13 protein-coding genes are annotated in these 12,191 nt (G+C 59.2%); 10 read left to right on the forward strand and 3 right to left on the reverse strand.

What is annotated here, in order from left to right; translation table 11 throughout:
• Positions 1 to 2 precede the first annotated feature (2 nt).
• The 5 genes from cobN to PL640_RS17945 all read left to right on the forward strand — a co-directional run bounded on the left by cobN (position 3) and on the right by PL640_RS17945 (position 6,759).
• Complete coding sequence (gene cobN, locus PL640_RS17925; protein ID WP_271362889.1) at positions 3 to 3,899, forward strand: cobaltochelatase subunit CobN; 3,897 nt, start codon at positions 3 to 5, stop codon at positions 3,897 to 3,899.
• 18 nt (positions 3,900 to 3,917) lie between these two features.
• Positions 3,918 to 4,376 (forward strand): MotA/TolQ/ExbB proton channel family protein, encoded by a 459-nt coding sequence (locus PL640_RS17930; protein WP_271362890.1) that lies wholly within the window; start codon positions 3,918 to 3,920, stop codon positions 4,374 to 4,376.
• Entirely contained in the window at positions 4,376 to 4,702 is a 327-nt protein-coding gene (locus PL640_RS17935; protein WP_271362892.1) for a DUF2149 domain-containing protein, read from the forward strand. The genes PL640_RS17930 and PL640_RS17935 overlap by 1 nt, the downstream gene beginning before the upstream one ends.
• A 283-nt stretch (positions 4,703 to 4,985) precedes the next feature.
• The gene (locus PL640_RS17940) at positions 4,986 to 5,732 is read left to right on the forward strand and encodes a TOBE domain-containing protein (RefSeq protein ID WP_271362893.1); all 747 of its coding nucleotides are present in this window, start codon (positions 4,986 to 4,988) and stop codon (positions 5,730 to 5,732) included.
• A 115-nt stretch (positions 5,733 to 5,847) separates the two neighbouring features.
• Positions 5,848 to 6,759 (forward strand): HNH endonuclease, encoded by a 912-nt coding sequence (locus tag PL640_RS17945; RefSeq protein WP_271362894.1) that lies wholly within the window; start codon positions 5,848 to 5,850, stop codon positions 6,757 to 6,759.
• Positions 6,760 to 6,881: 122 nt separating this feature from the next.
• Here the strand turns inward: PL640_RS17945 and PL640_RS17950 are convergent, their stop codons facing one another.
• Positions 6,882 to 7,187 carry a hypothetical protein gene (locus PL640_RS17950; RefSeq protein WP_046801073.1) on the reverse strand — a complete coding sequence of 102 codons (306 nt, stop codon included), beginning with the start codon at positions 7,185 to 7,187 and terminating at the stop codon, positions 6,882 to 6,884.
• Positions 7,188 to 7,452: 265 nt separating this feature from the next.
• Here PL640_RS17950 and PL640_RS17955 point away from each other — a divergent pair, with 265 nt between their 5' ends.
• The 4 genes from PL640_RS17955 to gst all read left to right on the forward strand — a co-directional run bounded on the left by PL640_RS17955 (position 7,453) and on the right by gst (position 10,576).
• Positions 7,453 to 9,141 (forward strand): dihydroxyacetone kinase family protein, encoded by a 1,689-nt coding sequence (locus PL640_RS17955; RefSeq protein ID WP_271362896.1) that lies wholly within the window; start codon positions 7,453 to 7,455, stop codon positions 9,139 to 9,141.
• A gap of 39 nt (positions 9,142 to 9,180) precedes the next feature.
• Positions 9,181 to 9,360, forward strand: a complete 180-nt coding sequence (locus PL640_RS17960) for a hypothetical protein (RefSeq protein ID WP_142842982.1) — start codon at positions 9,181 to 9,183, stop codon at positions 9,358 to 9,360.
• Between the two features lie 36 nt (positions 9,361 to 9,396).
• Positions 9,397 to 9,693 (forward strand): hypothetical protein, encoded by a 297-nt coding sequence (locus tag PL640_RS17965; protein ID WP_271362897.1) that lies wholly within the window; start codon positions 9,397 to 9,399, stop codon positions 9,691 to 9,693.
• 184 nt (positions 9,694 to 9,877) lie between these two features.
• Complete coding sequence (gst, locus tag PL640_RS17970; RefSeq protein WP_271362898.1) at positions 9,878 to 10,576, forward strand: glutathione S-transferase; 699 nt, start codon at positions 9,878 to 9,880, stop codon at positions 10,574 to 10,576.
• A 128-nt stretch (positions 10,577 to 10,704) separates the two neighbouring features.
• On the opposite strand, the gene PL640_RS17975 is transcribed toward gst, so the two are convergent.
• Together PL640_RS17975 and PL640_RS17980 are read right to left on the reverse strand one after the other, a co-directional pair.
• Positions 10,705 to 11,109, reverse strand: a complete 405-nt coding sequence (locus tag PL640_RS17975; RefSeq protein ID WP_269702320.1) for a VOC family protein — start codon at positions 11,107 to 11,109, stop codon at positions 10,705 to 10,707.
• A 27-nt stretch (positions 11,110 to 11,136) separates the two neighbouring features.
• Entirely contained in the window at positions 11,137 to 11,472 is a 336-nt protein-coding gene (locus tag PL640_RS17980; protein ID WP_142842979.1) for a cupin domain-containing protein, read from the reverse strand.
• A 168-nt stretch (positions 11,473 to 11,640) separates the two neighbouring features.
• Here PL640_RS17980 and PL640_RS17985 point away from each other — a divergent pair, with 168 nt between their 5' ends.
• The gene (locus tag PL640_RS17985; protein ID WP_271362899.1) at positions 11,641 to 12,186 is read left to right on the forward strand and encodes a MarR family winged helix-turn-helix transcriptional regulator; all 546 of its coding nucleotides are present in this window, start codon (positions 11,641 to 11,643) and stop codon (positions 12,184 to 12,186) included.
• Positions 12,187 to 12,191 lie beyond the last annotated feature (5 nt).

A 12,191-nucleotide genomic window follows, 5' to 3' on the forward strand; every position in this document is an offset into this window, starting at 1 on the left:
CCATGCGCCTCTTTCACCTGCTGCCACTCGTGCTCACCCTGCTGGTCTCTCCCGTCGCGGCTCAGGAACCGGCTGCCACCGACCGTCCGCTCGTACGCGTGCTGACCAACAGCTTCGTGCTGCCAGAGAAGTTTCGCGGGCTGAAGCCGCTTGCGGCGGAGGAGGGCGTCACCCTGGATTCCATTGATGTCGAGGCCGTGACATCATCGCCCGATGAATGGCTGGCCGGTGCCGATCTTATCGTTCTTGATGTGCCGAGGCCCAGTGATCGTGCGCGTGTCGAGGAAGCACTCGGCACAAGACTGGCATCGTCTGTGGCGCCGGTCATCACGATCGGCGGCGGACGCCCGGCATGGCGGCAGATCAGGCCGGACGATGCCCGTATGTTGCTCGGTTATTATGCCGAAGGCGGCCGGGAGAATTTTCGCAATTTCTTCGCTGCGGTCCGCCTCTGGAAAACGGGTGGTGATCTTTCAGCGCTGCCTGCCGTTGAGCATCGGTCTGAAACGGGCTTCTGGCACCCGGATGCACCGCATGTGTTCCAAACACTCGAAGCATACCTGATTTGGGGTGAGAAACGTTGGCCCAAGGCTGCCGGGCGGGTTGGTTTCATCGTGGGGTCGAGCGCGATTGGCAACATGCAGACCGGGTTTCTGGATGGGCTGGTCAAACGCGCCGAGGCGGCCGGGCTCATCCCTGTCATGTTCTGGTTTGATGGTGAGGATGCGCATAGTCTCACAGATATCGCACGTCCGGCACGGCTGGATGCGATCGTCAATCTCACCCACCTGCGTGGCGGGCAGGCCCGCAGCGCCGAATTCCTCGATCTGGACATTCCCGTCATCCAGACTGTCGGTTACCGCGAGGGTGGAGCCGCGGCTTGGGCGTCGGCGGCATCGGGTATTCCGGCGCGCACGAACGCCGTCTTTCTGGCCGGACCGGAAGGTTGGGGCATGATTGATCCACTCGTTCTGACGGCGGTGGAAAATGGGGTCGAAGTTGCCCTACCGGCACAGGTGGACGCACTTATGGGCAAGCTGGTGCGCATTGCTGCCCTGCGGCACAAACCCGCCGTGGACAAACGGCTGGCGCTGTTGTTCTGGAATTATCCGGCCGGCGAAAAGAATCTCGGCGCATCCAACCTCAATGTGCCACTCAGCATCGAGACGATGGTTCAGGCTTTGGGCGGCGCAGGTTACGACGTGCCACCGCTCGCCGAGAAGGAGATGATCGATGCGGCCCAAGCCATGCTGGGCGGCCTTTATCGCACCGTTCCGCTTGAAGATTTGCTGGCAAGGGATCTCGCGGAGGTTTTTCCGGTCGCCGATTACAAGCGCTGGCTTGAAAAGCTGCCGGTAGCCAAACGCCACGCTTTTTCCCATGGCGGAGATCCCGGCAGGCACTGGGCCGTGCGCATGGTGGAGGGCGTGCCAAGTTTCATCATCCCACGCCTGAAGCGCGGCAAGCTCGTCATCATGCCGCAGATGCCGCGCGGGGAAACGCCCGGCGCGCATTATCACGATACGGCATCTCCGCCTGATCACCTCTACATGGCCGCTTATCTTTATCTACGCGAAGCGGTCGGCGCTGACGCCATCATACATCTCGGCACACACGGTACGCAGGAATGGCTTCCGGGCAAGGACCGCGGGCTGGCTGCCGATGACGAGCCGTTTCTGGCGGTCGGCGATGTGCCCGTCTTTTATCCCTATATCCAGGACAATGTCGGCGAGGCCCTGCAGGCAAAGCGGCGCGGAAGGGCAGTCACGATCAGCCATCAGACGCCGCCCTTCCTGCCTTCCGGCCTTTATGATGAACTGCGCGACCTCCATCACCTCATCCACGATTATGTTCAACTGGACGAGGGGGCGACGCGTGACGGAACCGTTGCCAGGATCGTCGACGCGGCTGTGGCGGCGGGCATGCATGCCGATCTGGGATGGACTGAAGACGCCGCGCGGGCGGAGTTCGACGCCTTTCTTTCCAAACTGCACGATCATCTTCACGAACTGGCGCGCACTGCGATGCCGCTTGGCCTTCACACCTTGGGCAAACCCTCCGATCCCGACCAAAGGCTCGCGACGATCATGCAACAGCTCGGCCACCCCTTTTACGATGCAGTGGGTGCGGGTGGCGATGAGCTGTTCGTGGATGATTTTTCGAAGCTCAAGGAGACGAAACCCTTCGCCACACTTCATCAGTATCTGCGAGAGGGCAAGGATCGCGCTGGGTTGGAGCCGTCTTTGCAGGAGTTTCTGACACGCGCCGACAGGCTGGATGCAAACCTTGCAACGCCGGGCGAAACCGAGGCACTGCTGGCCGGACTGGACGGCCGCTTCGTGGCGCCCGGCGCAGGTGGCGACCCGATCCGTAACCCGGAGGTCAAGAGCGGCAAGAACCTCTATGCCTTCGAGCCGGACAGGATACCGACGGCAGCAGCGTTCGACGCCGGGGCGGAAGCCTTCAATCAGCTTGTCACGTCCTTCCGCAAGGATAATGGTGGTGAATTTCCGCGCAAGATCGCATTCAGCCTCTGGTCTTCGGAAGCGATCCGCCATCTCGGCGTTACCGAGGCGCAGGTGCTCCATGCGCTCGGTCTTCGCCCGGTCTGGGATGAGGGCGGACGCCTGCGCAGTCTGGAGATCGTGCCGGTGAAAGAGCTTGGCCGACCGCGCGTCGATGTCGTGGTGCAGGTGACGAGCGTCTATCGGGACCAGTTCGACGGTTTTATGCGGCTGCTCGCCGGGGCCATCGAGCGTATTGCCGCCATGGATGAGGAAGACAATCCGGTTGCGGCCAACAGTTCCCGCATTGCCGCGGCACTCGAGCAAAAGGGTCTGCCCGGCGCGCAGGCACGCGAGCAGGCCGATCTGCGCATCTTCTCAAGCGCACCGGGAAGCTACGGCACGGGCCTGCCGCATCTGGCGCTTGATTCGACTGCATGGGATGACGATTCGGCCCTGGCTGAGCGTTTCCTCGCCAGCACGCAGTTCGCCTATGGCGCGCGACGCTGGGGGGAGGCTTCGCAGGGCGGCAACCTCTTTGCCGAACAGTTGAGAGGCGCGCAGGCTGCGGTCATGTCACGGTCATCCAATCTTCATGGCGTGCTTTCCACCGACCATCCATTCGAATTTCTCGGAGGGTTGTCGGTGGCTATCCGGCATCTCGACGGAACGGCCCCATCGCTTTACATCTCCGACCTTCGCAGCGCCGGCGCCACGCGCACGGCGTCACTCGCAGGTTTTCTGTCTGACGAGTTGCGTGTTCGCTACCTTAATCCGAACTGGATCGAAGGCATGAAGGCGGAGGGTTATGCCGGTACGCTGGAAATGCTGAACGCCGCCAACAATCTTTTCGGCTGGCAGGTGGTCGATCCGTCGACCGTGCGCGCCGACCAGTGGCAGGCCATGTTCGACACCTATGTTGCCGACAGACGCGATCTCGGCATCAATGCCTATTTCGAGGCCCATAATCCGTCGGCGCAGGCCCAACTCATGGAGCGCATGATCGAAGCGATCCGCAAGGGCTACTGGGACGCGCCGGAGGAAACCCGCCGGCAGATCACCGAGCGCTGGCAGGCGCTTGCTTCGGATCATGGCGTTGCGGTCGGGGCAGAAGCGACGAAAGCCTTCGTCGAACGCATGGCGGCAGGTTTTGGCCTTGCCGTGGCCGCGCCCCGCGGGACGGAAACGCCGATGGATGCACCAGCCAACGCAGATGGCGCGCCAACTGCCGCAACCTCGACCGCCGTTGCCGGGCAGGTGCTCGAAGAGGTCCAGCCCGCCGGCGAGACACAGGATCGCTGGCAGCCCTGGCTGACCCTGTCGATCATATTCGGCCTGACCCTGTGCGGCGCCGGCCTGCAATGGCGCATGAATGCCGCGCGCTCCAACCCATGAACCTTCCGAACGGATATTATGAACAGTCTCGAACTCAGTCTTTATGAGGCTTCCCGCCTCTTCCTTTTCCCCATTCTCCTGCTGATTGCGGCAGCTCTTGCCTATGCGTTCGTGTCGCTCGGCATGTTCCTTGCCGAAGCCTTGCAGCGATGGCGCGGCAGTCACCGCACTGTTCTTGAGGCTGGTCACTCGGACGATATCGAGCTGGCGATCATGAAGCGGCTCGAACTGCTTCGGATCGTCTCACGCACCGCGCCCATGCTGGGGCTTGTCGCGACGATGATCCCGATGGGGCCGGCGCTTCTTGGCCTCGGCCGCGGGGATGCAGCATCGGTGGGCGAGAACCTCGTCGTTGCGTTTTCTTCCGTTATCCTGGCTCTTGTCGCCGCAAGCATCACCTTCTTCATTCTCACGATCCGCCGGCGCTGGTTGCTGGAGGAGTTGCGTGTGATCGAGCGTGCACGGGGGGTGGTCTGATGCGTTTTCTCGACCATGACGAGGCCGACGATCCCATTCTCTCCGTCGTCAACCTGATCGATCTCTTTCTTGTGGTGATCGGTATCCTGATGATCGTCATCATCCAGAATCCGCTCAACCCGTTTTCGTCGCAGAAGGTGACGGTGGTCGAGAATCCCGGTGAGCCGGATATGCGGATCACCGTCAAGGACGGGCAGGAACTGACCCGCTACAGCGCCAGCGGCGCAATTGGCGATGGGCAAGGCGTTCGTGCTGGCGTCACCTATCGCCTCGACGACGGGCGGATGATTTACGTGCCTGAGGACGCGAATACCCCGGCGCGTTGATCAAAAGTACGAATGTTTCCGCCTGACGATGGAGATGGCCATGTGCGCGGTTTAGCGCATCATGGCTGTAACGCGGTCGGGATTGGGTTCGGGGCTGGCCTGATTTACTCGAATGAAACCGAAACCGCTGGTGTCGTAGGCAATCCCTCATAGCTTACGGTAATCGTCTGCCCGGCCTCGAGAGGGAAGAGTGGCGAGAAGGAACCGATGCTCACAAGGTCTCCAGCCTTTAGGCTACGTCCGGATGCGGCAAGGTCCTGCACCAGCCAGAGCACGACATTGAGTGAATGCCAAGATTATCTGCGCCGAAGCCGCTGCCCAGTACTTTGCCGTCGTCGCCGGTGATGACGATCTTGACGTTTGTAAGCGCCTTGACGGTTTTTGCCGCAGGCGCCAAAGACACCTCTTCGCCGGCGACGCCGAGGCGACCGACCGCGTTCATGGCGATAAGCTGGGTCGCCTCGAACTTCTCGCCCTTTATAGCGACCTCGCCAATGTCTTCGTCGCCGGATTCATCGGATCGCCTGAAATCAATCTGCTGGAGCTTGAAGCCTCCGGCAATCACGGCGTGACGGAAAGCGGGGATATCATTCCACTCCCGAAATCTTTCGCGAAGAAAACGAAGATCGTTTACGGCATCCATCCCCAGCATATCCGACTGTCGGATACGGGCATGGACGGCGTCGTTTCGCTGGTGGAGGCCACCGGCGAAAACCAGGAGCTGGTCGTGAGGCTCGGAAGCTGCGACCTGAACGTCGTCGTGCAGGGAGGCCCGTTAGTGAAAGCAGGCGCGGCCGTCAGGCTCGACGTGGATGCCGACAAGGTGCTGTTGTGTGACGCAGCGACGGGCGAGCGGTTGCGGTGCTTTTTCGCTTGCGACCTTTCGCAGAAGGCGTTCCCGTGGCATCACGATCAGCCATGGGGACGGGACGAAAAGGGGAGAACGCGGCGTCAGGACCGATACCTGATCCGTGAGGCCCCTCTCAAAGCTCGAGGCTCGAGAGGTTGTGAAGATTGGCGGATGTGTTGAGTTCGACTGAGACGAGGCGAATGCTGGCGACGAGGCACTGGTGGGGCTCACTGATTTCGCTTTATGTGAGAAGGCACATTGCGCTGTTGTATCCTGATCATGCTAATATTCGGGCATGGGATTCGGAATTTTCATTCATCGCTCAGATTCAATTTACGACGACAGTCCGGCTGAACAGTACCAGTTTCCGAGCCAATATCTCGGTCGTGTACAAGCTTGTCTCGGTGATTGGATCATCTATTACGAGCCGCGCAAGGTTGCAGCGACGCGGGGTTATTTTGCTGTCGCCAAAGTTGCACAGATCATTCCGGACCCTAAGGCGGCCGGCATGTATCTGGCGTTGATTGAGCCGGGAAGTTACCTTGATTTTATCAATTCTGTTCCGTTCGGCGGGCCAGACGGCATCATTGAGCGCGGTCTGTTGAATGAAGAGGGCCGGATTTCTGGTAGGGCACAGGCGGCAGTACGCCCGATATCAGCGGCGGATTTCAATCGCATTGTGTCGATTGGCCTGGATGAGCTGGAACCCGAGTTGCCGCGTTTGGACGAGCCGAGAGAGATGCGGCTTTCTGACGGATTTGACGACCGGGTTCAGGCGCCCTTCGTGGTCGAAGAAGAGCGTGAGCGTGTTGCCCAGCTTTTATCACGAATTGTGCGAGATCGCCTGTTTCGCCGGCTCGTTTTGCAGGCTTACGACAAGCGCTGTGCGATCACGGGCCTGAAGCTAATCAATGGTGGTGGACGTGCGGAAGTCGATGCTGCGCATATACGTCCCGTGGAGGCAAATGGCCCTGATATACTTTGCAATGGCATCGCTCTTTCAGGAACGGCGCACTGGATGTTCGATCGTGGGTTAATTGGCCTCTCGGATGAACTCGAGATTCTGATTTCACGTCATGCCAATGATGGAGAAAGCATCCGCGGTTTGATCAACAGGACAGGAAGAGCAATCGTGCCGTTTCGATCGATTGAGCGGCCACATCCACATTTTCTCCAGTGGCATCGGGAGAATTGCTTCAAGGTTTGAATATTTAGTCATGGCGGCGTGTAGGCCGCTCAGTCAGGGGCCGCAGACCCTCTATACCGCGCGGCCATCGAGAGACGACGATCGACAATGCTCTCTATATCGCGATATGGCCGTACCCTCTCTCATATCCCCGATCCATCGAGTTCGCGATCATCCTCGCCTTTCCAGGGAGATGGCATTGCAAGACCATCGGCATTGGCGAGGGGGACCGGCATCCAACACTTCAATTCCGGCTCGGCATATTCGATGATCCGGCCCGGCGACGAGTCTGAAGCGCGCCAGCCTTCCGAGCCGAACCGGTCGCTCTTTGCCCAATATGCAAGATCTACCTGGGCTGGTCCCTGTTCTGACGAGCGTATCGTTACGAGGATCCGGTTGCCGTTTTTCGGCGCACTTGCCATGTGGCGCCATTGCTGTGCCTCGTCCATCATCTTTCTCCCTGTCCGTTGCTACAAGTGTCACCTCACCATTGAAAACGGTCAACTCAAACTTTGCGCATGGTGCGCTCATTGGTTTACAAACCTGCCGCCCGTTTAGGCGGGGCGTTTTTCTCGCAACATTTATTGGGCAGTGGTTCGCACGTGACGAACGCCCGAGCTTGAAATTGGCCGGGAGATCGTGCTTGTTCAGAGCCAGCAGTGGGCGCGGCTCGTCCTCCACCAGCAACCGGCGACCCCAATCGAGGAATACGGCATGAAGAAGCTCATCAACGACCCATCCACCGTCGTACGGGACATGCTCGAAGGTGTGGTGGCGCTCAGTCCTGCCACAGTCCTGCTTGCAGACGAGAATGTCGTTATCCGCTCCGGCCTTCCGGAAACGGAAAAGCGCAAGGTGGCGGTTCTGTCGGGCGGCGGTAGTGGACATGAGCCGGCTCATGCAGGTTATGTCGGCGCGGGCATGCTGACTGTTGCCGTGGCAGGCGATGTCTTCACGTCGCCAAGCACCGATGCGGTTCTTGCCGGTATCAGGGCTGCGGCTGGACCCGCTGGTGCTCTGGTCATTGTCAAGAATTACACGGGTGACCGGCTGAATTTCGGACTGGCAGCCGAACTGGCAAGGGCTGAAGGAATTCCGGTCGAGATTGTGGTCGTTGCCGATGATGTTGCATTAAAGGACACGGTTCCCGCTGATCGTCGCCGGGGTATTGCAGGCACAATCCTTGTTCACAAGCTTGCTGGCGCGGCCGCGGAGCGGGGACTTCCCCTGCATGAAGTGGCCCGGATTGCACGGGACGCTGCCGACAGAACATCCTCCATGGGTATATCGCTCGGTTCCTGCACTCTGCCCGCCGTGGGCAGGCCGGGTTTTGTGCTTGGCGAAGCGGAAATCGAAGTCGGGCTTGGAATTCATGGTGAACAGGGCGTCCGGCGGATGCCCATAGCCTCCGCGGACGAGCTTGTGAAACTGGTCCTCGAAACGATTAAAGCCGATAGCAGGCTAAAGAGCGGAGACCGGGTCGCGTTGCTGGTCAACGGGCTGGGATCGACGCCGCCGATGGAACTCGCAATCGTGGCGCGATCTGCGGTCACGCAACTGGAAGAAATGGGTGTCGTGGTTGAGCGAGCGTGGGCCGGCACCTTTCTTTCCGCTCTGGATATGCCGGGTTTTTCGTTGTCGCTCATGCATGTCGACGAGGCAGCGCTCGGCCTCATCGACGCGCCAACCGATGCCGGCGCGTGGCCACGCGGCGGTGTGGTGAACCGCAGGCGAATCCTGCCCTCGGCAAGGGCCGAGAAGAGCCTGCCGGCCGGAAACAAGATGACCGCCGCCGGCGATCGCCTGCGCTCCACCGCAGATCGGATTGCCAAGATCTTGATTGCAGCAGAGCCCAAATTAACCCAGCTGGACAGTGTCGCCGGTGACGGTGACCTTGGCGCAAGCATGGTTCGTGGTGCCGAGGCGATCCTTGCACTGCCAAAGGAAAACTTCGGCGATGTTGCCGATGGGCTGATGGCGATGGCGAATGCGATGCGCAGGGCGATTGGCGGAAGTTCTGGTCCCTTTTACGCTACAGCGCTGATGCGCGCCTCGCGCCATCTTGCCGGGATTGAAAGCCCGACGGCTCAGCAGATGGCGGAAGCATTTGTGGCGGCGGTTGTCGCGATCTCGGACCTTGGCGGTGCGACGCCAGGGGACCGCACGATGATAGATGCGCTTCATCCGGCGGCAGAAACGTTTCGGGATAAACTTGCAGCGGGAGCTTCGACGGAAGAGGCCTGGCGGTCCGCAGTGGCGGCGGGCGTTGCGGGCGCCGAGGCAACGACATCCATGAAGCCACGGCTCGGGCGCGCCAGTTATCTCGGCGAACGGGCTGTCGGCCACCCCGACGCGGGCGCAGTCGCCGTCAGCATCTGGCTTGAAGCAATCGGCAGGGAATAGCCGGTGGACGATACGTCCACTCGTAGCTTGGGGGAAATCATGATCGCCGCTTATATCGACGAATTCATCATGTTTTGTGCCGGTCTGTGGATGACCGCCGTAGGTTTCGGTCATCTGCCCCTATCGAAAAATCCGACACAGCCGCCAGTGGTTCGTCACTTCAGGTGGATGGGTCCGTTGCTGCTTGCTATTGCGGTCATTTTGGCCGCTGCGTCATAGGGGCACCGTTCAGATGCGCTCGGGATCTGTTTTACAATGAATACCATGCTGGCCTGCACCTCGTGCGGATTGGACGAAACCGAATCTGTCATCCATTTCGGCTCGTATATTCTGCGATGCGCCGCTTGCGGCCAGCACCTTGTCGCGACATCGTTCATGGCGATGCTGAATTCGGATGACGAGTGTTCAGCCTTTGTCGATCCAGGTCCTGGAAAAACGCCTTTGCCGGAAACGCTTGTCGCGCGCGGACCGCTCCGGTTGATTGCAGGCGCAATCAGCGCCGCGGCGACTGACGGAACCCTGATACGCGTGTTCTTCGAACCAGAGGATTGAAGTCGCGGCTGATAGCTCTGAGCCCAGGCACGCCCGGTTGTCATCGTGAGCAATGCGTTAGAACATCGAGCCAATAGTGGCGTGTAGCAGCTTGTCGAAGCTCCGCCTTTGTTTCCAGCGTGACGTGGTGGAACTGGCGATAGCCAGTGCCGTTAGTGGTTTGCGTAATGAGCAGGAGGACGATATGAGCGATTTCGACCTTTATTACTGGCCAGTTCCGTTCAGAGGCCAGTTCATCAGGGGAATTCTGGCCCATGGCGGGTGCTCCTGGGATGAACACGGTGCCGATGCGATAGATGATATTATGCATCGTGAGGTGGGAAAACAGCCGATAGCTTTCATGGGGCCGCCGGTCCTGATTGATCGCCAGCGCAATTTCGCAATCTCTCAGATGCCGGCAATAACCATCTATCTGGGTGAGCGGCTGGATATCCTGCCGGCGGCGGCTGAGGGCCGCGCGCTCAGTGCCAAGGTCGTAAACGACGCCAATGACGTCCTTGATGAGCTGACACTCAATGGCGGGCGCGAGATGTGGACGCCAGAAAAATGGCAGGAGTTCGTCCCGCGTTTGCAGAAGTGGCTGCGCATTTTTGAAGATACCGGGGCAAGAAACGGTCTGACCGCTCACTCCGGGTTTATGCTTGGAACGGAAAAAGCCGGCGTCGCAGATATCGTTACCGCCCTGCTGTGGACGACGATGGCTGACCGCTTTCCAGTCATTAAAGGCATTATCGAAGATACTTCGCCAGTCATCTGGGGCCTTTCCAGTCGGGTGGGGGCTACAGCTCCGCTGGCCGCCTTGAGCCGCCGGAGTTTCGAAGACTATGGTGATGCTTATTGCGGAGGAGAGATTGAAAAATCACTCCGCAAAGTTACGGGCTAAGCGCAAATATATCTGGCAATCTGCTGCGCGGTGTGATGTCCGCGCGGCAGGGTTTTTGGGAGAGTCATGCGGGGCCGGCAAAGGCGTTACAGCACCCGAATTATAGTGCCCGAAATGCTGATCACAGGTCAGCCGTCATCGCCCAAATTCATGTAGGCGGGCTCGAATACGTGACCATCGGGATCGGCGAAGGTGCGGAGATACATGAAACCTAAATCCTGCGGCTCTCGAACATCCGCTTGCCCGCCGGCCTTTGCCGCGGCCTCAACCATGGCGTCGACCTCGTCTCGGCTGTCGCGCGAAAGGGCGATCAGCATGCCATTTGTTGTGTGGGCATCGGCGATCGGTTTGGTGGTGAAGGTTTTATAATAATCATGCTGCAGAAGCTGGAAGGTGATGGTCTCAGACCACACCATCGAGCTTGCGACTTCGTTGGAGAACTGCTCGTTCTTCGTACAGCCGATTGCCTCATAGAAGGCGGTTGAGGCAGCCAGATCTTTCACCGGCAGGTTCAGGAAAATCATCTTGGCCATTGTCTTTCTCCTCATGGTGGAAAGGGATTACAGAAAAGTCTGCTGGAAGGTCTCACTCGGATGGATGCAGATGATCTCCAGCCGGTCAGCGCCGATATTTTCGAAGCGGTGGGGGATATTGGCAGGTCCGACAATGATGTCACCGGATGAACCACGCGCCTGGCTGTCGCCGATGGTGAATTCGACCTCGCCTTTTCGGACGACCCATGTTTCCGGATAGGGATGAACATGCAGATCAGGGCCGCGACCCGGATCGGCGCTGACGAGAAAGATGGATACGCCGCTTCCGTATTCGCATCCTTCATAACGTACCGTTCGGCTCTCGCCAGCTTTCGGTTCCTGATGACGGCGGATTGAAAACATCTGATCTCCTCCCTGAGACAAAACTATCTTCGCGAGAAGATATATGCAGGATTTATCTTCCTGTCAAGATATCTATCTTCCTGTCAAGATATCTATCTTCTCGCAAAGATATATTCACGGAAGAGGTAAAGCCGTATATGGTTTTCAGAGTGGTGATGGGGTGATGAGATGAAGCAGGCGATGCCGGACGCAACGACGGATCGGACGATTGAAACTGACAGGGAAGATCATGTCGACCGTCTGCGTGGCCAATGGGCGCAGGAACTGCCCGATATCAATACGGAGCCGATGGCCATCTTCGGACGCGCCAAACGGCTGAGCAACCTTCTGGCGCCGTCTATCGAAGAGACGTTTGCCCGCTTCGGCCTTGATCGTGGCGAGTTCGATGTTATCGCGACATTAAGACGGTCGGGAGCGCCCTACCAGTTGACGCCAACGGAGATGTACACAACGCTGATGCTCTCTTCGGGTGGCCTGACGCACCGGCTTGACCGATTGGAAAAGGCCGGGCTCATCGAGCGCAGAAAATCGAGGCTTGATGGGCGCAGTGTCGTCGTCTGCCTTGCGCCGGCCGGCATTGAGCTGGCCGAAAAGGCGTTTCGCGAAGACATGGCAAGCGAGGTGGATTTCCTGCAAGGCCTCAGCCCGCAGGAGCGCGAAAACCTTGCTGCGCTGCTGAAAAAGCTGGTGCTGGATATCGAGTCTCGATTGTAGCTTTC

Origin of the sequence: Agrobacterium sp. ST15.16.024, assembly GCF_027956545.1 — a bacterium.
Taxonomy (GTDB): Bacteria; Pseudomonadota; Alphaproteobacteria; order Rhizobiales; family Rhizobiaceae; genus Agrobacterium; species Agrobacterium cucumeris.